Genomic DNA, 20,342 nt, shown 5'->3' with positions numbered 1-20,342 from the left:
ACCGAAAGACAAAGCAATCATCCGCCACAAGCCTTCTCAGCCCCAAGAGCACAGGCTATTTGACGAGTCTTTTCCGCCTCCTCAATCTCGCCTAATTTATCCAACGCTTCAATTCGCCCAAAATAAGCGGGAATATAGTCCAGCTTTAACTTGATAGCTTTATCAAACTCAGCACGAGCAATATCCCACTTACGCATCTTTAAATAAATAGAGCCGCGCTGACTATAGGCAAACGCATAGCTCGGCTTATACTCTATAGCACGAGAATAACTTTCCAATGCAAGATCAGGCCTTCCCGCCCTACTTAGAGAATTACCTAAATTATAATAGATTCGATATTGACCAAAAACCCCCACATCACGCCCCTGCCGCTCAAGCAACTGAGCAGCCTCACTCCAAACCAAATAGGAGTCAGATAATGTTTTCAGTCTATCTATTGACAGCCCCAAATATGTAACAACAAGCACTGAAACCAAAACAAAGAGCAATTTATAGCTAAGCCGACGCAAAGCCAGCGCAAAAACCACAAATAGAGTAGGAAACCATAGATAGCTTCGATAAATTACAAATGGTTCCTGTAAGCGCACCGCAGAGAACTCAGTCACAAACAACACAAGCGGCAACAGCAACAACCAACCGACAAGCCCCTTCTTCCCTCCACGCAGGAGAAGCGCCAGACAAACGCCCCCCACCCCTCCAAAAAACAGCACTCCGCCCAACAGCGACAAAGAAATTCCCACTGGAAAGCTTTCGCGCATATCAATTGAAATACTCAATGGATCAGGAATAATCCAGAGCGCAAGATACTTAAAAAACAAGCAGGCCTGATTCAAGACACTAGACAAGAAGAGACCATCTCTACTTAGAAAATCTTGATCCGCCAAAATCTCTTCTGTCAGCGGCTCATACGACTGGCCTATTATCCCTCTAACTTGCAGCACGACCACAAATGCTATCATTCCCTGCAAGAAGATAGCCGCTATAGCTTCTTTCAACTTGACGCCTTGCACCAACCCACTGCGCCGATGCAATACCATCAGCAAGAAGGCCCCAGCAGGAAGCATTACCGCATGTTCCTTCGCGTATATCGCGACGGCAAATAAAACACAGGACGCCCAAAGCGCAAAGCGCCCGCGTGATAAACCATGCCAAAACGCGAAAAGGCTCAACAAAGAAAACAACGTTGCGCAAAGGATGGTTCTTTGAACTAAGTATCCCTGTGTAAAAATTGCCAGGGGATGAAAGAGAAAAAACAGGGACGCCAACAGTGCGGCATTGCCATGGCTCAGCGACTGATCGGTGTCGACATTGTCGAAATCTTCCAGCAATCGAATCGCAAAGAAGTAAAGAACTATAGCGGTACAAAAATGGAGAAAAAGATTAGACAAACGCAACCACTCAATACTCCCACCAGCCCAAGAGTAGGAAAGCGCCAACGTCTTCAAAACCCACACGCGAGGAGCAACATTTACCCCTCCATCCATAAGTCCATGAAAGTTTACAGAAACAAAGAAATAATGATCATCAAATACTAAAGGATTATCTAAAAATGGCCAGGCAATAGCCAGTAAAATACCAAAGCAAACTACAAGCACTACGCAACGCACACGTTCCGCCCGCATCCAGCCCGTCCTTCGAGTCAACAGCTTCTAAACGATGCGCTGCAAAAAAACAACGCTCTGCTTATACAGAGCGTTGCCTTAGGCTATATGCAATTGCACCAACCGTTTTATTAGCCCCCTCAATTAATAAGGGATTATCAGTTTGCACGCACCCAACCATTGGTCACGCAATTGCCGCTTGCAGTCCAAATCAGGTTGGTCAGAGCACCGCCACCAGTAGCAGTGTTAACAGCGGGGGTCCAGGTGCAAGTATCGTTAGTAGTAATACCGCGCAGCGCCTTAGGAGTGACCTGAATCGCACCGTTAGTGACGTTAACAGCATTCACCAGGGCATTGGCATTGCTAGACGCAGTAATTGCCGTTGGGACGCCGTTGCTACCAGCATCGCACTGAGCAACATCCGAGGTAGCCTGATAACACTCTTCGACCGCCAACTTATAGGGAGCAATGGCGCCAACCACTTCACTATACGCCGCTTTACGGGTGTAGTTCTGATAGGCCGGCAAAGCAATTGCAGCCAGGATGCCGATGATCGCTACGACAATCATCAATTCAATCAGAGTAAAACCTTTTTGTGCCTTCATTTATTGATCCTCAATTGAGTAGGCAACGCGCCTGCTCTCCCCAAAGCAGGACACGTGCCAGTTTCCTCATATGTTCCGGCGGCGGGTTGAACGCCCGCCATTGCTGAACAGCAAGGCACTGCCTCTAGAGCAAGCCCCACCTCTAGCCGCAAACCTCCACATCCCCATCCAAGCCACTAACTGCCTTTTTTTGTCACCTGCCATGACCGCATTTGGCGCTGCTGGTCAACTACGTTATAAGGCAGAGTCAAAACCGGCAGACTGACGCTCCCCCATGACCGAGACCGCCCCCACGCTAACAGGCCTAGCCAAACAACTGGTGCTAACCAAGCTTCTCGATGAGCGGAGCGCCTTACAGGCCCACACCCAAGCCCAGCGCAACAAGATTCCGCTGATTACCTACCTAGTCCAGAACAAGCTGCTGAAAAGCCGTGACCTAGCGGAGATGGCGGCGGAACAGTTCGGGGTCGCATTTCTCGATTTATCCAGTGTGGATAAAGAAGCCCAGCCGAAGGAGTTGGTCAGCGAGAAGTTGATTCGCCAACATCGCGCGCTCCCCCTGTGGCGCCGCGGCAATAAGCTTTTCGTCGCCATTTCCGATCCTACCAATCATCAGGCCGTTACCGACATCCAGTTCAGTACCGGTCTGAACACCGAGGCCATTCTGGTAGAGGACGACAAGCTCGGCGATGCCATCGAAAAATTCTTCGATTCTGCCAGCAGTGGCATGGAGGACCTGGCCGACGTCGATCTGGATGGTGTGGATGTTGAGGCCGTTGATAATGACAAGAATGACGGACCGGGCGGCGCAGATGCCGACGATGCCCCCGTTGTGCGTTTCGTCAACAAGATGCTGTTGGACGCCATTCGCGGCGGCTCTTCGGACTTGCACTTCGAGCCCTACGAGCGCTCCTACCGGGTCCGTTTCCGTACCGATGGCATGCTACATGAAATAGCCAAGCCGCCCATCCAGCTTGCCAGCCGCATCGCCGCGCGCCTCAAGGTGATGGCCGCGCTCGATATTTCCGAGCGTCGCAAACCCCAGGACGGCCGGATAAAGATGAAGATTTCAAAGGTGAAATCCATCGATTTTCGGGTCAATACTCTACCAACGCTCTGGGGCGAGAAGATCGTGATGCGGATCCTCGACCCCACCAGCGCACAGATGGGCATCGATGCCCTCGGCTACGAAGAGGAACAGAAAGAGCTCTATCTCGCTGCTCTGAAGCAACCCCAGGGAATGATCCTGGTGACCGGTCCCACAGGCTCAGGCAAGACGGTCTCCCTCTACACCGGCATCAATATCCTCAATACCGTGGATATCAATATCTCCACCGCTGAAGACCCGGTGGAGATCAACCTCGAAGGTGTCAACCAGGTCAACGTCAACCCTAAACAGGGCATGGACTTCGCCCAGGCTCTGCGTGCCTTCCTGCGTCAGGACCCGGACGTGATCATGGTGGGTGAGATCCGCGACCTGGAAACCGCCGAGATTGCCATCAAGGCGGCCCAGACCGGCCACATGGTACTGTCTACACTGCACACCAACAGTGCCGCCGAGACCCTGACCCGCTTGCGCAACATGGGCGTGCCCGCGTTCAACATCGCCACCTCGGTCAACCTGATCATCGCCCAGCGCCTGGCACGTAAATTGTGTAGCCACTGCAAGAAGGAGCTGGAAGTTCCGCGGGAGACCCTGATCAAAGAAGGCTTCCCGGAAGACCGGATTGGGAGCTTCAAGCTCTACGCCCCAGTCGGCTGCGAAAACTGCAACCAGGGATACAAGGGTCGAGTGGGTATTTATGAAGTGGTTAAAATCACGCCCCCCTTGCAGCAGCTTATTATGGAAGAAGGCAACTCCATCCAGATCGCCCAGCAGGCGCGCCGTGATGGCTTCAATGACCTGCGAACCTCAGGTCTGGTGAAAGCCATGAATGGCATTACCAGCCTAGAGGAAGTCAACCGCGTGACCAAGGATTAACCATGGCGGAAAAAGCGCTACGCACCAGCACCTTTGCCTGGGAAGGTACCGACAAGAAAGGTTCCAAGGTCAAGGGCGAAATCTCAGGCCAAAACCCCGCCTTGGTCAAGGCGCAGCTACGCAAGCAGGGTATCAACCCTACTAAGGTACGCAAGAAGTCCTCTTCTTTGCTAAGTGCTGGGAAGAAGATCAAGCCCATGGACATCGCCCTGTTCACCCGGCAGATGGCCACCATGATGAAGGCGGGCGTTCCGCTGATGCAGTCGTTCGACATCATTGGCGAAGGTTTCGAAAAGCCAGCCATGCGCACACTGGTCAATGATGTGAAGCAGGAGGTGGCCGCCGGCAACAGTCTGGCCAACTCGCTGCGCAAGAAACCTGAGTACTTCGACGAGCTTTATTGCAACCTGGTGGACTCCGGCGAACAGGCCGGGGCTCTGGAGACCCTGCTCGACCGCATCGCCACTTACAAGGAAAAAACCGAGGCGCTGAAAGCCAAGATCAAAAAGGCGATGAACTATCCCATTGCGGTGATTTTGGTCGCCATCGTCGTTTCCGCCATCCTGCTGATCAAGGTAGTGCCCCAGTTCCAATCCGTGTTTGCCAACTTCGGTGCTGAGCTTCCCGCTTTTACTCTAATGGTAATCGGGCTCTCCGAAATACTTCAGGAATGGTGGTTCATTATCTTACTGGCTTTCTTTGCTATTGCTTTTATGCTTCAGCAGGCACACAAGAAATCTGAGAACTTCCGGGACTGGGCAGACCGCACCGCCCTGAAAACTCCAATAGTTGGCGACATCCTTTACAAGTCCGCCGTTGCACGCTTCGCACGCACCCTAGCCACCACCTTTGCTGCCGGCGTACCACTGGTAGATGCCCTTGACTCTGTTGCGGGAGCTAGCGGTAACGTTGTGTTCAAAAATGCCGTGCAGAAGGTCAAATCCGACGTTGCCACTGGTATGCAGCTTAATTTCTCTATGAGGACAACGGGCGTTTTTCCCTCTATGGCAGTACAAATGACCGCCATCGGTGAAGAGTCCGGCGCTCTAGACGACATGCTCGATAAGGTCGCCAGCTTCTACGAACAGGAAGTAGATAACGCCGTAGACAGTCTCACTTCGCTGATGGAGCCCATGATCATGGCCGTCCTCGGCGTATTGGTAGGTGGATTAATCATCGCAATGTACCTGCCCATCTTCCAGCTTGGCGCAATCGTGTAATATGCCACTAATTGATTCTCTGGCCAGCCACGCGCTGGCCTTTGTTTTATGCGCGCTCCTGCTCGGCTTGCTGGTAGGCAGTTTCCTCAATGTGGTGATCCACCGCCTGCCGGCGATGATGATGCGCGACTGGCAGGAGCAGGCCCGCGAGGCGCTAAGCCTACCGGCCGAGCCGAAAGGGCCGGTGTTCAACCTCATCCTGCCGAACTCCCGCTGCCCCCATTGCAGCCACGAGATCCGCGCCTGGGAAAACATCCCGGTGGTGAGCTACCTGGCGCTTGGTGGAAAGTGCTCCTCCTGCAAGGCACCCATCAGCAAACGCTATCCCCTGGTGGAACTGTTGTGCGGCGTGCTATCTGCCTATGTGGCGTGGCACTTCGGGCTCAGTTGGCAGACCGGCGCCTTCCTGGTGCTAACCTGGGGTCTGCTAGCGATGAGCATGATCGACGTCGACCATCAGTTACTGCCGGACGCACTGGTCCTGCCATTGCTCTGGCTCGGCCTGATCCTCAATAGCCAAGGCCTGTTCGCCAGTCTGGAGGACGCGCTCTGGGGCGCTGTCGCCGGCTATATGAGCCTCTGGTCGGTGTACTGGCTGTTCAAGCTGGTGACCGGCAAGGAAGGCATGGGCCACGGCGACTTCAAATTGCTGGCGATGCTTGGGGCCTGGGGTGGCTGGCAGGTGCTGCCGCTGACCATCCTGCTGTCGTCCCTCGTAGGCGCCGTACTGGGCGTGATCATGCTGCGCCTGCGCAACCAGGACACCGCCACTCCCATTCCCTTTGGTCCTTACCTGGCGATTGCCGGCTGGATTGCGCTGCTCTGGGGTGATCAAATAACGGCGACCTATCTGCAGTTCGCCGGTTTCAAATGAACAAACCCTGGATCCTTGGCCTCACAGGCGGCATCGGTAGCGGCAAGAGCGCCGTAGCCGCCCATTTCAGCGACCTTGGTGTGCATCTGGTAGATGCCGACCAGGCCGCACGTTGGGTAGTGGAGCCCGGCCGCCCCGCCCTGGCGAAAATCGCCGAGCACTTTGGCAATGAAGTACTGCAGGCGGATGGCCAGCTTGACCGCGCAGCCCTGCGCCAGCGCATCTTTGAGAACGCGGATGAACGCCGCTGGCTGGAAAGCCTGCTGCACCCGCTGATTGGCCAGGAGATCAGTCAGTACCTGGCGCGCGCCGAGTCGCCATACGCAATTCTCGTCTCGCCATTGCTGATCGAGTCCGGCCAGCATCGCCTCACCCAGCGCATCCTGCTGGTGGACGCTCTGGAAACCATGCAGATCCAGCGCACCATGCAACGGGACAAAGTGCCCGAGGAGCAGGTCCAAGCCATATTGAAGGTCCAGGCCAGTCGTGAAGAGCGCCTGAAGCACGCCCACGACGTACTGCTCAACGACCGAGGCCTGGATTGGTTGCGCGCCGAAGTGGAGCGCCTGCACAACTTCTACCTGACCCTGCGAGGAGGCCAACCATGAGCCAACCCGTCACTGTGGAGTGCCCGACCTGCGGCGCTCCGGTGGAATGGGGCCCGCAAAGCCCTTCCCGCCCCTTCTGCTCCGAACGCTGCAAGCTGATCGACCTTGGCGCCTGGGCCGCCGAGGAGCACGCGATCCCCGGCGACAACCTGGAAGACGATCTGTTCTCCGGCGACCTGCCGCCGCGCGAACATTGATCCGCAGGCTCAGGGGCGCATGAAGCTGTAATCGCGCTCCGGGTCGAGGTTTTCCGCCAGGAAGGTCAGCTCCTGAGCCAGATCATCTGCCGGGCGCAGCTTCGCGCTGTGCTCGACGACCGCGCTCAGCAAAGCGCGCAATACCAACTCCTCGCTGAAACCGTCCCGCTTCGCCGCCTCCAGACTCTGTCCCAAGGCGGCCCTTGCCCAATCGTGAATTCCCATGCTGTCTGATCCCGTGCTGGTGGATGAAAGAGCCATCCACCCTACGGAGAGCCGTGTGGCGGAAACCATGATTCAGATCAGGCGCCTGGACGGAATCGAGCGGACGTATCCGCCCTCATCAACGGGAGTCATCGTCCTTCCAGGGCGCCTGGAGGTAACGGGTGCGGTTGAAGGTTTCCAGCCAATCCGGGCAGAACACCACCAGGGCTGTCACTGCGGTGCCGTTGATGAAGGCTTCGGGGAACATCACCAGCCAGAGATAGCCGATGAAATCTTCAAGCCAGGGCGGCATCGGGAAGATCCCGTCCACCCATAGCAACCCCAGCCCGATCAGCACGCAAAGCAACGCAGCCAGGGCCGCCGGAAAGAAGCCGCAGCAAAAGATGTACACGAACAGGTTACGCGGCTGGTAATGCTCGACCCACTTGGCGCATAGCTCGGTGACGAGAACCGGCAGCAGCACCAGCAAAGCACCATTGACGCCCAATGCCGCCAGGTCCTGCTTGCCCAGTGCCAGCAGGCCAAGTTGGGCTACCAGGCCGCCCAACACCGCCAGAGGCCAATCCAGCAGAAGGGTTACCGCGGTCAGGCCGATGAAGTGATAGGACACACCGGACTCGAAGTCCCGCCGCATCAGCCAGAGCAGAAAGAGCGCCAGTACCGTACCGAATAGCAGGTGCTGGCGACGAAAATCGCTGAATAGTTCGACCCAAGGCGCCCGCCATACCGCCCAGGCGATGGCGGGCAAGTAGATTGCCCAGCCGAGGCCCAGGGTTTCTGTCGACAGGAGTTCAGCGGATATCACGGCGCCAGGGACTCCAGTGCGGCGCGCAGGGCCGCAGCATCACTGAACTCCTTCTGCTCGGTGAGCCTGCCATGGTCAAGCTTGAGCCAGAGCACGCTGGACTCGCTCCCCGGATAACGGCTGACGACGCGAGACTCGCGATCAAGCAGGACGCGATAGCTGTAGTCGCGCATGGCAGGCACCGCGAAGAGTGAAGAGATCATCGACGGCATGCGGCTGATGTCAGCCACGAAGACGGCATGGCGCGCCTCGAGGTAACCCTTGGGTTGCCCCTCCAGCGCGGCCTTCACCAGCTTGCCGCCATCCATGCTCCGCGCCACCAACAGTACCTGCAGCCCATCGTCCAGGCTGTAGGGCTGATCGTACTGGTCCAGCAGGGTCCAGGGCGCCAATCGTTCACCCACTTCCAGGGCATGGCTGAAGGTGGCCAACAAACCCAGAATCAAGCCAACACAAATCCGCATCGATTCAGTCTCCAGTAGTCGAGTAGACCCGAATGTCCTCACGCTCAGACCAGCCCCGCTGCATCTGCCAGAAGGCCAGCGCCTCGGGCGCATCCTCCAGGACGAATACATGGGACTTGCGAATGCCCAGAACAGTCAGGCGTCGCAGTGCTTCCTGCAGCAAGGCCCGGGCCCAACCCTTGCCGCGGAATGGTAAGTCGACCACCAAGTGCTGCAGGTAGCCACGGCGTCCGTCATGGCCCACCAGCAGGCTGCCGGCCACCCGCCCGTGATCATCCTCAAGCAACAGGCAAAGATCGGGATTGCGTTGCAGATAGGCGCAGAACGGTTCCAACTCATCCTCCGCGCGCAACCGGATTCCCGGCGTGCGGCGCCAGAGCGCGAGCAAGGCAGCATGATCAGCGGCGGTGACGGGGCGAATGCGCATGGAGGGCTCCGGGCAGGTCCTGAAAGTTTACACCGCGCCCATATCAGACAAGCTGCGCGCATTTGTCGCGACGGTGCCGCCGCTGGCGCTTCGGGCTACCCAGAGCACTGGCCGGGAGGCTAAGCTGCGGGACATGAACGAGTCCGACTATCTGCGCCTGCTGACGCGGCAGGCCGAGCAAGCCAACGACTTTCTGTCGAATGCGCGCAAGTGGGAACGCGAGCGCTGGGTCTGCCAGCGACTTCTGCAGGCGCTCAACCTGCCCTATCGACTCGATGATTTCAGCACCGGCCAGGAGCCTCCGGATGTGCAATTCCGCGAGGCCAACTTCGAAGTGTTCTTCGTACTGGATGAAGGACGTCGCCTCAACGAGGAATGGCGCGCCGAACTGGAGCGCCGACGCAGTGCCTTTTCCCTTGCCCAACTGGTACGCCGGGAAGGCCGCCCCAAGCGCATCGCCGCCGCCGAACTCCAGGCGCGCCTGGCACCAACCCTGCGCAAGAAGGCTCGCAACTATGGTGAGCGCGGACTCGAACTCGGTGATCTCGATTTGCTCGCCTTCGTCAATCTCAAACGCGCCACGCCGGACTTCAACAGCCCTTTTCCACCACCCACGGAATACCTGCGCCAGGGCTGGCGTTCGTTGTCGCTGGTGGGGCCGAATTTCGCTCGGGTACTGTTCGCCCACGGGGACGCACCCGACTTCCTGCGCAGCAACCTTGGCCGGACCATTCTTTTCGATGTTGGAATCGGCCTGTAGAGAGCAGCACGCAAATTTCCCTCGCCGTGCGTTGAGCCCCTGTGAATTCGCCGGCTAGAATGCCAATCACTCCAAAGTCGAGGCCTCCATGCCCAGCCGCCTGACGCCAGAAGACCAGCAAAAGGTCGACCAGTACCTGAACCTTCCCCAGCACCAGGTGGAACGCCAGCCGTTCCGCCCATGGCGCCTGCTGTGGATAGCGCTGGCCATCGTCGTCGCCCTGGGCATCCTCAGCCGCCTCCTGAGCCGACTGGTGCTATGAGCTGCCTTCTGCGCTCGCCCTCGGCGAAAAAGAATTCCTATAGCCTTGCGAGACTTTCCCATGTCCCATCGTATCGTGATCGTCGGCGGCGGCGCCGGCGGCCTGGAGCTCGCTACCCGTCTGGGTAGAACCCTCGGCAAGAAAGGCCTGGCCAAGATTGTCCTGGCCGACGCCAACCTCACCCATATCTGGAAACCCCTGCTTCACGAAGTGGCCGCCGGTTCGCTCAACTCCACCGAGAACGAGCTGAACTATGTAGCCCAGGCCAAGTGGAACCACTTCGAGTTCCAGTTGGGTCGTATGAGCGGGCTCGACCGCAAGCGCAAGGTCATCCAGTTGGCCGCCACCCATGACGAGGACGGGCGCGAACTGGTGCCTGCGCGCGAACTGGCCTACGACAGCCTGGTTCTCGCCGTCGGCAGCACCACCAATGACTTCGGCACTGAAGGCGCGGCTCAGCACTGCATCTTCCTCGACACCCGTGAACAGGCCGAACGCTTCCACCGCAAGCTGCTCAGCCACTATCTGCGCGCCCATGCCCAACAGGATGCCAACGAGCAGATCAGCGTCGCCATCGTTGGTGCCGGTGCCACCGGCGTTGAACTGGCCGCCGAGTTGCACCACGCCGCCCACGAGCTCGCTGCATACGGACTGGATCGCATCCAGCCAGAAAACATGCGCATCACTCTGATCGAGGCCGGCCCACGCGTGCTGCCAGCCCTGCCCGAGCGCATCAGCGCTCCAGTGCACAGCACCCTGGAAAAACTTGGCGTCACCGTAATGACCGGCGCAGCAGTAAAGGAAGTGACCGCCGAGGGCCTGCTTACGGCGCAAGGCGAGAAGATCCCCGCCAGCCTCAAAGTCTGGGCTGCGGGCATTCGCGCGCCTGCGCTTCTGAAGGATCTGGACGGACTGGAAAGCAACCGCATCAACCAGCTCGTTGTGCGCCCCACCCTGCAAACCACCCGCGACGACGACATCTTTGCCTTCGGCGACTGCGCGGCCTGTCCGCTGGGTGACGGCACCGATCGCAACGTGCCTCCTCGCGCCCAGGCGGCGCATCAGCAAGCCTCACTGCTGGTGAAGGCCTTCAAGCTGCGCCTGCAGGGCCAGCCGCTACCGGACTATCAGTACAAGGACTACGGCTCGCTGATCTCACTGTCGAGCTTCAGCGCCGTCGGCAACCTGATGGGCAATCTCATGGGCAGCGTGAAGCTGGAAGGCTGGCTGGCGCGGATGTTCTACATCTCGCTCTATCGCATGCACCAGATGGCGCTGTACGGCGCTTTCCGCACCTTCCTGCTGATGCTCAGCGACCGTATCGGCCGCAGCACCGACCCGCGCCTGAAACTGCACTGACAGGGACCGGGCAAGGTGGAAGTCCACCTTGCCCGGTATATGGCAATGCCAGCCGGCGCGCCGGAAGAATTGCGGCAAACAAAAAAGCGGTAAGGCTTTCGCCTTACCGCTTCTTCGGACCTCCCGAGAGGTCTTGTATGGTGGGTCGTGTAGGATTCGAACCTACGACCAATTGGTTAAAAGCCAACTGCTCTACCGACTGAGCTAACGACCCAAATTTGAGGTGGTCGGGGTAGAGAGATTCGAACTCCCGACATCCTGCTCCCAAAGCAGGCGCGCTACCGGACTGCGCTATACCCCGTCTGGAAGTTGGCTCCGCGACCTGGACTCGAACCAGGGACCCAATGATTAACAGTCATTTGCTCTACCGACTGAGCTATCGCGGAACTTCGATCTTCCAACTCTTCTTCGCTTCGCTGTTTGCTTTAGCGCTTCAGAGGCGCGCCATTTTACGGATAGCGAACAAGCTGTCAACCCCTAAAAAAACGAATTCCGACAATGATTTGCAGAAAGCCGCCCGAGTGCTATACCTGACCCGTGGCGAGATCGTTGCAGGTCGTGGTCGCGGCCTGTCTCTCTACAGGACGGCTATGAGCAATCAGGATCGACCCCCACCCCCTCCAGGCCCCGTGACGACCCTGGCCAGCCGCGGTATACAGCCGCGCTTCGGTGATTTGGTACAAAGCTGCCGCAAGCTGGTGATGAACCGGCTGGCGGAGCATATGACCAGTGTTTTCGGCAAGGTAGACGACACCCTCTTCGAATGCGCCGAAAAGGCCGAGAACAATCAGGTCCAGGCCCTCTTCTTCGACAGCATGCGGGATATCCGCAAGCAGCGCCCGCAAATAGAACGCGTGTACCACCAGCGTATCGCCAAGAGCTTCGAAGATTTTCTCGGCGGCAAGCTGAAGGCTGGACCGAATGCCGGCGAGTTGGACGCTGACAACCTGGAACTGATAGAGAACGACGAATACGAGGAAAGCCTGCTGGTCACCAACATGGTCAGCCGGGTGAAGGCGCGGTGTTCACAATCCCTGTTCGCCCTCGACCAGCGCCTGGCGGTACTCAATGGCGGGCGAAAACTGGCGGATGACGACAATCCCTTCGGGCCGCAGGCCGTCGCACTCGCCTTCCGCGAAGCGCTCGAACTCTGCCCCTTCCCGCTGCGGATCAAGACCATCCTCTATATGCTCTTCGACCAGCACGTGATGCACGGTCTGGACAGCATCTATGAAGCACTCAACCAGAGGCTGATCCAGGCCGGCATACTGCCCAACCTGAAGTACAGTGTGCAGCGCTCGGCCAGCGCACCGAGCCCTTCTTCGCCGGCCGCCGACCAGAAGCCCTCATCCGAACAGGCTGCGCAGGCACCCGGCCCCCTGGACCTGAGCGGGGCACCACCCAGCGACCCGGGCCAGCTCTTCAGTGGCCTGGCCAGTCTGCTGGGTGAACGCCGCCAGCACCACAGCGACGCGCCACTGCCCGGCGGTACACCGAGTATTTCGAGCTTCGCCCCACGCGGCGCGACGCGTACCTACAGCGCGGCAGAATTGCTGGAAGCCCTGAACCGCTTGCAGCAGCAGTCCGCCCAGGACCTCGCCAGCAAACTGCGCCAGCCGCAGCGCGTTGAAGGCCTGAAAGCCGACCTGCAACAGCAACTGGAGAGCCACAGCAGCCTGCCGGGCCAGCAGAAACTCTCGGATTACGAAGCCGACGTGATCGACCTGGTGGGAATGCTCTTCGACTTCATCCTCGATGACGACAATCTCTCCGATGTCTACAAGACCGCCCTCTCCCACCTGCACACGCCCTACCTGAAGGTTGCGCTGCAGGACAAGGCGCTCTTCACGCAGCACCATCACCCCGCCCGACGCCTGCTCAACAGCATGGCCCAGGCCGGCGTGCTTTACGCCAGCGAAGGTGAAGAACGCGGCCTGCTGGCGAAGATGCATTGGGTCGTGGAACGCGTCGTCCATGGTTTCAGCGGCGACCTGCTGTTGTTCGACAGCTTGCTGGATGAGTTCAACGATTACATCGGCACACTGCGGCACAAGGTGGAACTGCGCGAGCAACGCGCCGTGGAAGCCGCCAAAGGGCGCGACAAACTGCTGGGAGCCCGTCAGCAGGCCGTCGACACGGTGGGACGCCTTCTGGTGGACCGCGAGCTGCCCGGCATGATGCAGCACTTTCTCGAACTCACCTGGACTGACGTGCTGGTCTTCGTACTGCTCCGCCATGGCGAGCGCAGCAGTGAATGGCAACGCTCGGTGGAAGTCGCCGAGCAACTGGCCTGGAGCGGCACTCCGCTGGACGCCAACGGCCGGGCCCGCCTGCAGCAGCTGCGCATTCCCATGCTGGAAGACTTGCGCAAAGGCCTGGAGCTGCTGGGTGGCTACCACGAGGACGGCATCCGCCGCCTTCTTCAGGATCTGGTCGCCTGCCAGCATGCGGTCCAGTCGCAGCAGCCCCAGGTGGCGGCACGCATAGAAAGCCCGCTACCGGAAAGCAAGCTGGGCGAGATGCTCGGAGAAGACGCCGAGCTGGCCAAGGCCCCGCAGCCGGTCAGCCTGTCCAGCCGCGCGCAGGCACTGATCAAGGAACTGGCGGGCGTAGAATTCGGCACCTGGTTCGAGTTCATCGATGGGCCGGAAACCCGGGCTCTCAAGCTGTCCTGGTACAGCCCGACCACTCGCAATTACATGTTCGTCGACCACAGCGGCCAGCGCGTGGCAATCATGCCTATTACCCAGTTGGCCCTGGACATGGAGCAAGGACTGGCACGCCTGGTCCCGCCGGAACGCAATATCCCGCTGGTGGATCGCGCCCTGGGCGCCATCTACCGGGTACTGCAACGCTTTACCGGCCGCACCGCCTGAGCCCGCAGCAGGAGTTCACCATGGAAGAACGTCGCCAGCACAGCCGCTTTGCCACAGAGCTGCAGCTGGAAGTATTCGATCTGCATTCAGGACAGCGCCTGGGGCGTATCGTCGACCTGTCGATGGACGGTTTCATGCTGCTGAGCGAATTGCCGCTTGCCGCCGACTCGGTCTGGGAATGCCGGCTCGTGCCCCTGACCTGGGTGGAAGGACTCGAAGAAATCCGCCTGGGCGCGGACTGCCTGTGGACTCGTATGGCCGAGGACCAGCGCAATTGCTGGGCGGGCTTCCACATCATCGACCTGGCCGAAGATCAGGCCACCGTCCTGGAAGACCTGCTGCAGTCCATTCGTACGCCATAGCGCAAACGATGAACATGAAAAAGCCCCGCAGTGCGGGGCTTTTTCGTGAGTGCTGCCGATCAGTTGAAGAGGATCTCGTCGCCCTCAACCCTCGCAGCAATGGTGGCACCCGGCGCGAACTGGCCAGCCAGGATCTGCTGGGCCAACGGGTTCTCGATCCAGCGCTGGATTGCCCGCTTCAGCGGACGCGCACCGTAGACCGGGTCGTATCCAACCGCGATCAGCTTATCCAGAGCTTCGGGGCTCAGCTCCAGGCTCAGTTCACGCTCGGCCAGGCGTTTGCGCAGACGCTGCAGCTGGATCTCCGCAATACCGCCTATCTGGTCACGACCCAGGGGTTCGAACACCACCACTTCGTCGATCCGGTTGATGAACTCGGGACGGAAATGCGCACTTACCGCATCCATCACCGCGGCGCGCTGCGCCTCACGGTCGCCCACAAGCTCCTGAATCTGCGCGGAACCCAGGTTGGAGGTCATGACCACGACCGTATTGCGGAAGTCCACGGTACGGCCGTGGCTGTCGGTCAGACGACCATCTTCCAGAACCTGGAGCAATACGTTGAATACGTCTGGATGGGCCTTTTCCACCTCGTCCATCAGCACCACTGAATAGGGTTTGCGACGCACGGCTTCGGTCAGGTAACCACCTTCCTCATATCCGACGTAGCCCGGAGGAGCGCCGATCAGGCGAGCCACGGAATGCTTCTCCATGAACTCGGACATGTCGATGCGCACCAGTGCCTCCTCGGTATCGAAGAGGAACTCGGCCAGCGCCTTGCACAGTTCGGTCTTGCCCACGCCGGTCGGGCCGAGGAACAGGAAGGAACCGCTCGGGCGATTCGGATCGGCCAGGCCCGCGCGGGAACGACGCACCGCGTTGGCAACGGCGACAACTGCTTCGTGCTGGCCGATGACCCGCTTGTGCAGGCCGTCTTCCATGTGCAGGAGCTTCTCCCGCTCGCCTTCCATCATCTTGGCCACCGGGATGCCGGTCCACTTGGAGACGACTTCGGCGATCTCTTCGTCGGTCACCTTGTTGCGCAGCAACTGGTTCTCGGTCTTGCCGTGCTGGTCGACCATCTGCAGGCTGCGCTCGAGGTCCGGGATCACCCCATACTGCAGCTCCGCCATGCGCTGCAGGTCACCCTTGCGGCGGGCAGCCTCCATGTCCTGGCGCGCCTGTTCGATCTTCTGCTGGATCTGCGCCGAGCCTTGTACTTCGGCCTTCTCGGACTTCCAGACTTCCTCCAGGTCGGCGTATTCGCGCTCCAGACGGGCGATGTCCTCCTTCAGCTTCTCCAAACGCTTCAGGGCGGCTTCATCGTCTTCCTTCTTCAGCGCCTCCTGCTCGATCTTCAGCTGGATCAGGCGGCGCTCGAGGCGGTCCAGGGCTTCAGGTTTGGAATCGATCTCCATGCGGATGCGGCTGGCCGCTTCGTCAATGAGGTCGATGGCCTTGTCCGGCAATTGGCGGTCAGTGATGTAACGGTGTGACAGCTTGGCCGCGGCGATGATCGCGCCGTCGGTGATGGTCACGCCGTGGTGCACCTCATAACGCTCCTTGAGGCCGCGCAGGATGGCGATGGTGTCTTCTTCACTCGGCTCATCCACCAGCACCTTCTGGAAGCGGCGCTCCAGCGCGGCGTCCTTCTCGATGTACTGGCGATACTCGTCCAGGGTGGTGGCGCCAACGCAGTGCAACTCGCCGCGGGCCAGGGCCGGCTTGAGCATGTTGCCCGCATCCATGGCGCCTTCGGCCTTGCCGGCGCCGACCATGGTGTGCAGCTCGTCGATGAACAGAATGACCCGGCCTTCCTGCTTGGACAGTTCGTTGAGCACGCCTTTCAGGCGTTCTTCGAACTCGCCACGGAACTTGGCACCCGCGATCAGCGCCCCCATGTCCAGGGCCAGCAGGCGCTTGTCCTTCAGGCCGTCAGGCACTTCGCCGTTGACGATGCGCTGGGCCAGGCCTTCGGCGATGGCGGTCTTGCCGACGCCGGGCTCACCGATCAGCACGGGGTTGTTCTTGGTACGGCGTTGCAGGACCTGGATGGTGCGGCGGATCTCGTCGTCACGGCCGATCACCGGGTCCAGCTTGCCGTCCTCGGCGCGCTTGGTCAGGTCGACGGTGAACTTGTCCAGTGCCTGGCGGGATTCTTCGATGTTGGGATCGTTCACGGCCTGGCCGCCACGCAGGTTGGCGATGGCATTTTCCAGCGCCTTGCGAGTCACGCCCTGACCGAGCAGGAGCTTGCCGAGGCGGGTGTTCTCGTCCATCGAGGCGAGCAGCACCAGCTCACTGGAGATGAACTGGTCGCCCTTCTGCTGGGACAGGCGATCAGCCTGGTTGAGCAGGCGCGCCAGGTCCTGGGACAGGTTCACGTCGCCGGTGGGATTCTGGATCTTCGGCAGATGATCGAGTTCGCGGGTCAGGCCCTGACGCAGGGCCACCACGTCGAAGCCCACCTGCATCAGCAGGGGCTTGATCGATCCGCCCTGCTGGTCGAGCAGGGCCAGTACCAGGTGTACGGGTTCAATGGCCGGGTGGTCATGGCCAACTGCCAGGGACTGGGCATCGGAGAGCGCCAGTTGCAGTTTGCTGGTCAAACGGTCTATTCGCATGGGTTCGTCCTTCCTTCAGATAGCGGGCGGCGCGGTGACGGCACCAGATACGAAAAGCCCGCCGGGATGAAGCTTAGATAGGGACGATTCTGTGCGATTCAACCTTTCCAGATTTGATCGGGATCATGGGGCCGTCTGGACAGCTGGCTGCGGGAACGAATTCATTCACGCCTCCAGAGCGGTGGAAAACCTCAGTCGGCCAGCCAGACGAGGCTGGCGAAACGGCCCGTGCGAGAGGCGCGGCGATAGGAATAGAAACGCGGATCGCTGACGGTGCAGAAGCCGCCGCCATATACGGCGTAGATGCCGCGTGCGGCCAGCCGGATGCGTGCCAGCTGGTAGATATCGGCCATGTGCTTCCCTTCGTTGACGCTGGGCTGGAAGGCCTCGCTCGCTTCGGGATGACTGGCAATGAAGGCTTCACGCACCTCGGGACCGACCTCGAAGGCAGTCGGGCCGATGGCCGGACCGAGCCAGACCAGCACCTCTTCCGCCGGCAAGGCAAGCGCATCCAGGGTCGCCTCCAACACGCCATTGGCCAGGCCACGCCAACCGGCGTGAGCAGCCGCAACCTTGCTACCGGCACGGTCGCAGAACAGCGCCGGCAGGCAGTCGGCCGTCAGAACCGCGCTGGCGACGCCGGGTTCCGCAGTCCAGCTGGCATCTGCTTCGTCCACGCGACCGGGATCGGCCTGCACGACATGCACGCCATGCACCTGGCTCAGCCAGGCAGGCCGGCACGCCAGGGTAGAGGTCAGCACCTGGCGATTCCTATCGACGGCGAGTGGATCGTCGCCAACGTGGCCGCCGAGGTTCAGGCCCTCGAAAGGAGGCAGGCTGAAGCCACCATCGCGGGTGGTGACACAGGCCTTCACCCGCGCTGGCGCAGGCCAATCGGGCTTCAGCCAGTTGGTCATTGCTCGAAGGACTCGCGATCCTGGCGCAGCAGGCTGAGCAGCCAGACGAAATCGTCAGGCAGCGGGGACTCCCACTTCATACGCTCGCCGCTTACCGGGTGGTCCAGTTCAAGGAAGCGCGCATGCAGGGCCTGGCGCGGGAATTCCTTGAGGGTCTGGATCAGCGTTTGGTTCGCTGCCGGCGGAATGCGGAAACGACCGCCGTAGACGGGGTCGCCCACCAGCGGGTAGTTCACATAGGCCATGTGCACGCGAATCTGGTGGGTACGGCCGGTTTCCAGCTTGACGCGGGTGTGGGTATGAGAGCGGAAGCGCTCCAGCACGCGATAGTGGCTGACGGCGGGCTTGCCGCCGGCAACTACGGCCATACGCTGGCGCTGCTGGCCGTGACGACCGATGGGAGCATCCACCTTGCCACCGGAGGTGATCACGCCGACCACCACTGCTTCATAGATGCGGCTCACGCTGCGTGCCTGAAGCTGTGCCACCAGGCTGGTGTGAGCTTCGAGGGTCTTGGCCACCACCATCAAGCCGGTGGTGTCCTTGTCCAGGCGATGGACGATGCCCGCTCGCGGCACATTCTCCAGCCCCGGCACATGGTGCAGCAGGGCATTCAGCAAGGTGCCGTCGGCATGCCCTGCGGCCGGATGCACCACCAGGCCGGCGGGCTTGTCCAGCACCAGCAGGTGCTCATCCTCGTAGACGATGTCGAGCTCGATGTCCTGGGCCACCCACTCGCCCTGGGCCTCCTGCTCGGCATTCAGCTCCAGTTGAGAGCCGCCATACACGATGTCGCGCGGACGCAGCACGCTGCCGTCAACGGTCAGGAGCCCGTCCTTGATCCAGCCAGCGAGGCGAGAACGGGAGTGCTCGGAAAAAAGTTGTGCAGCGACCTGATCGAGACGTTGCCCACCCAATTCGGACGGGACCTCGGCGCTGAGTTGAATGACCTGCTTGGTATTAGAAGACATGCTCGGGAACGGAGGGGGCGCAGCCTTTGGTTTCGGTTGCGCGCTTGTGGTTAAATACCGCGTCTTTGTCCCGGGGGTTCCGGGGCGCCCATCATAACAGGACGGCTCCAGCCAAGACAGCCAGCCGTCACAGGGACGCAAGCCGCCATGCAAGTGAAACACCTGCTGCTGATCGCCACTCTCGCCCTCGCCGCCGCCTGTTCCTCCAATAAGGAAGTGGTGGACGAGAACCTGAGCGAGGCCGAGCTGTATCAGCAGGCCCAGGCCGATCTGGACAACAGCAGCTACACCCCCGCCATCGCCAAGCTCAAGGCCCTGGAATCCCGCTATCCCTTCGGCCGCTACGCCGAACAGGCCCAGCTCGAGCTGATCTACGCCTATTACAAGAACGTCGAACCGGAAGCTGCCAAGTCCGCCGCCGAGCGCTTCATCCGCCTGCACCCGCAGCACCCGAACGTTGACTACGCCTACTACCTGAAAGGCCTGGCCTCCTTCGAACAGGACCGTGGCCTGCTGGCGCGCTTCCTGCCGCTGGACATGACCAAGCGTGACCCGGGCGCCGCCCGCGACTCCTACAACGAGTTCGCCCAGCTCACCAGCCGCTACCCGAACAGCCGCTACGCCCCGGATGCCAAGCAGCGCATGATCTACCTGCGCAACCTGCTGGCCGCCTACGAAATCCACGTTGCCCACTACTATCTGACCCGCGAGGCCTACGTCGCCGCCGCCAACCGCGGTCGCTACGTAGTGGAAAACTTCCAGGAAACCCCCGCTGTGGGTGATGGCCTGGCCGTAATGGTCGAGGCTTACCAGCGCCTGGGCCTGAACGAGCTGGCTGCTTCCAGCCTGGAAACCCTGAAGCTGAACTACCCGGACCACCCGACCCTGGTCGACGGCCAGTTCGTTCCTCGTGAAGAAGAGGCCGACAACCGCTCCTGGCTGGCCAAGGCCACCCTGGGTCTGATCGAAAACGAAGCGCCGCTGCCCCCGGGCGAAACCCGCGCCGCCCAGGACGTGATCAAGCAGTACGAAGACGCCAAGGAGCAGATCCCGGAAGAACTGCTGCCGGAGAACCAGGACGAAGTGCAGGAAGAACAGCACGAGTCCGAAGCCAACCAGAACGACCGTTCCTGGTTCAGCTACATGACCTTCGGCCTGTTCGACTGAGCAGTGCCGCGATAAAGGAAGGGAGGCCAATGGCCTC

At 60.0% G+C, this 20,342-nt stretch carries 20 protein-coding genes and 3 tRNA genes; 11 read left to right on the top strand and 12 right to left on the bottom strand.

The window, feature by feature from the left end:
* Positions 1 to 17: 17 nt before the first annotated feature.
* Both E8F06_RS11150 and E8F06_RS11145 read right to left on the bottom strand, forming a co-directional pair.
* A complete protein-coding gene (locus E8F06_RS11150) occupies positions 18 to 1,622 on the bottom strand; it encodes a tetratricopeptide repeat protein (protein ID WP_280367015.1) in 1,605 nt (534 codons plus the stop codon).
* Between the two features lie 137 nt (positions 1,623 to 1,759).
* Positions 1,760 to 2,206: a prepilin-type N-terminal cleavage/methylation domain-containing protein gene (locus tag E8F06_RS11145; RefSeq protein WP_280367013.1), complete on the bottom strand. Its 447-nt coding sequence runs from the start codon at positions 2,204 to 2,206 to the stop codon at positions 1,760 to 1,762.
* A gap of 274 nt (positions 2,207 to 2,480) precedes the next feature.
* On the opposite strand from E8F06_RS11145, the gene pilB reads away from it, so the two are divergent.
* Genes pilB through yacG form a run of 5 tightly spaced genes read left to right on the top strand, consistent with a single transcriptional unit; the run spans position 2,481 to position 7,086 of the window.
* Positions 2,481 to 4,187, top strand: coding sequence for a type IV-A pilus assembly ATPase PilB (gene pilB, locus E8F06_RS11140; RefSeq protein ID WP_280367011.1), 1,707 nt, complete (start codon positions 2,481 to 2,483; stop codon positions 4,185 to 4,187).
* Positions 4,188 to 4,189: 2 nt separating this feature from the next.
* A complete protein-coding gene (locus E8F06_RS11135) occupies positions 4,190 to 5,407 on the top strand; it encodes a type II secretion system F family protein (protein ID WP_280367010.1) in 1,218 nt (405 codons plus the stop codon).
* A gap of 1 nt (position 5,408) precedes the next feature.
* A complete protein-coding gene (locus tag E8F06_RS11130; RefSeq protein WP_280367008.1) occupies positions 5,409 to 6,281 on the top strand; it encodes an A24 family peptidase in 873 nt (290 codons plus the stop codon).
* Positions 6,278 to 6,889: a dephospho-CoA kinase gene (gene coaE, locus E8F06_RS11125; protein WP_280367007.1), complete on the top strand. Its 612-nt coding sequence runs from the start codon at positions 6,278 to 6,280 to the stop codon at positions 6,887 to 6,889. Before E8F06_RS11130 ends, coaE begins: the two co-directional genes overlap by 4 nt.
* A complete protein-coding gene (gene yacG, locus E8F06_RS11120; RefSeq protein WP_151131890.1) occupies positions 6,886 to 7,086 on the top strand; it encodes a DNA gyrase inhibitor YacG in 201 nt (66 codons plus the stop codon). The genes coaE and yacG overlap by 4 nt, the downstream gene beginning before the upstream one ends.
* 9 nt (positions 7,087 to 7,095) lie before the next feature.
* Here the strand turns inward: yacG and E8F06_RS11115 are convergent, their stop codons facing one another.
* The 4 genes from E8F06_RS11115 to E8F06_RS11100 all read right to left on the bottom strand — a co-directional run bounded on the left by E8F06_RS11115 (position 7,096) and on the right by E8F06_RS11100 (position 9,007).
* Complete coding sequence (locus tag E8F06_RS11115; protein ID WP_280367005.1) at positions 7,096 to 7,311, bottom strand: hypothetical protein; 216 nt, start codon at positions 7,309 to 7,311, stop codon at positions 7,096 to 7,098.
* 118 nt (positions 7,312 to 7,429) lie between these two features.
* Entirely contained in the window at positions 7,430 to 8,116 is a 687-nt protein-coding gene (locus E8F06_RS11110; protein ID WP_280367003.1) for an energy-coupling factor ABC transporter permease, read from the bottom strand.
* Entirely contained in the window at positions 8,113 to 8,580 is a 468-nt protein-coding gene (locus E8F06_RS11105; protein WP_280367002.1) for an FAD/FMN-containing dehydrogenase, read from the bottom strand. The genes E8F06_RS11110 and E8F06_RS11105 overlap by 4 nt, the downstream gene beginning before the upstream one ends.
* A 4-nt stretch (positions 8,581 to 8,584) precedes the next feature.
* Entirely contained in the window at positions 8,585 to 9,007 is a 423-nt protein-coding gene (locus E8F06_RS11100) for a GNAT family N-acetyltransferase (protein ID WP_280366999.1), read from the bottom strand.
* A 133-nt stretch (positions 9,008 to 9,140) separates the two neighbouring features.
* On the opposite strand from E8F06_RS11100, the gene E8F06_RS11095 reads away from it, so the two are divergent.
* From E8F06_RS11095 to E8F06_RS11085, 3 genes are all read left to right on the top strand, one after another.
* Complete coding sequence (locus E8F06_RS11095) at positions 9,141 to 9,767, top strand: DUF1780 domain-containing protein (protein WP_280367359.1); 627 nt, start codon at positions 9,141 to 9,143, stop codon at positions 9,765 to 9,767.
* 88 nt (positions 9,768 to 9,855) lie between these two features.
* Entirely contained in the window at positions 9,856 to 10,029 is a 174-nt protein-coding gene (locus tag E8F06_RS11090) for a DUF3094 family protein (RefSeq protein WP_280366997.1), read from the top strand.
* A 60-nt stretch (positions 10,030 to 10,089) separates the two neighbouring features.
* Positions 10,090 to 11,388 carry an NAD(P)/FAD-dependent oxidoreductase gene (locus E8F06_RS11085; protein WP_280366996.1) on the top strand — a complete coding sequence of 433 codons (1,299 nt, stop codon included), beginning with the start codon at positions 10,090 to 10,092 and terminating at the stop codon, positions 11,386 to 11,388.
* A 138-nt stretch (positions 11,389 to 11,526) separates the two neighbouring features.
* On the opposite strand, the gene E8F06_RS11080 is transcribed toward E8F06_RS11085, so the two are convergent.
* From E8F06_RS11080 to E8F06_RS11070, 3 genes are all read right to left on the bottom strand, one after another.
* Positions 11,527 to 11,602 (bottom strand) — tRNA-Lys (locus tag E8F06_RS11080).
* Positions 11,603 to 11,612: 10 nt separating this feature from the next.
* A tRNA-Pro gene (locus E8F06_RS11075) sits at positions 11,613 to 11,689 on the bottom strand.
* A 9-nt stretch (positions 11,690 to 11,698) separates the two neighbouring features.
* Positions 11,699 to 11,774: transfer RNA gene (locus E8F06_RS11070), tRNA-Asn, on the bottom strand.
* On the opposite strand from E8F06_RS11070, the gene E8F06_RS11065 reads away from it, so the two are divergent.
* Both E8F06_RS11065 and E8F06_RS11060 read left to right on the top strand, forming a co-directional pair.
* Positions 11,733 to 14,264, top strand: a complete 2,532-nt coding sequence (locus E8F06_RS11065) for a DUF1631 domain-containing protein (protein ID WP_348532255.1) — start codon at positions 11,733 to 11,735, stop codon at positions 14,262 to 14,264. The genes E8F06_RS11070 and E8F06_RS11065 overlap by 42 nt on opposite strands.
* A 20-nt stretch (positions 14,265 to 14,284) precedes the next feature.
* A complete protein-coding gene (locus E8F06_RS11060; protein ID WP_280366992.1) occupies positions 14,285 to 14,626 on the top strand; it encodes a PilZ domain-containing protein in 342 nt (113 codons plus the stop codon).
* 59 nt (positions 14,627 to 14,685) lie between these two features.
* Here E8F06_RS11060 and clpB read toward each other — a convergent pair whose 3' ends face one another.
* The 3 genes from clpB to rluD all read right to left on the bottom strand — a co-directional run bounded on the left by clpB (position 14,686) and on the right by rluD (position 19,138).
* Positions 14,686 to 17,250, bottom strand: a complete 2,565-nt coding sequence (clpB, locus tag E8F06_RS11055; protein ID WP_280366990.1) for an ATP-dependent chaperone ClpB — start codon at positions 17,248 to 17,250, stop codon at positions 14,686 to 14,688.
* 191 nt (positions 17,251 to 17,441) lie between these two features.
* Entirely contained in the window at positions 17,442 to 18,167 is a 726-nt protein-coding gene (pgeF, locus tag E8F06_RS11050) for a peptidoglycan editing factor PgeF (protein WP_280366988.1), read from the bottom strand.
* The gene (rluD, locus tag E8F06_RS11045; protein WP_280366986.1) at positions 18,164 to 19,138 is read right to left on the bottom strand and encodes a 23S rRNA pseudouridine(1911/1915/1917) synthase RluD; all 975 of its coding nucleotides are present in this window, start codon (positions 19,136 to 19,138) and stop codon (positions 18,164 to 18,166) included. Before rluD ends, pgeF begins: the two co-directional genes overlap by 4 nt.
* A gap of 147 nt (positions 19,139 to 19,285) precedes the next feature.
* Here rluD and E8F06_RS11040 point away from each other — a divergent pair, with 147 nt between their 5' ends.
* Positions 19,286 to 20,305 carry an outer membrane protein assembly factor BamD gene (locus tag E8F06_RS11040; RefSeq protein ID WP_280366984.1) on the top strand — a complete coding sequence of 340 codons (1,020 nt, stop codon included), beginning with the start codon at positions 19,286 to 19,288 and terminating at the stop codon, positions 20,303 to 20,305.
* Positions 20,306 to 20,342: the final 37 nt, after the last annotated feature.

It is taken from the genome of Pseudomonas sp. BN411 (assembly GCF_029871235.1).
Lineage (GTDB): Bacteria > Pseudomonadota > Gammaproteobacteria > Pseudomonadales > Pseudomonadaceae > Metapseudomonas.
This window is presented reverse-complemented; position numbering and strand designations above follow the sequence as displayed.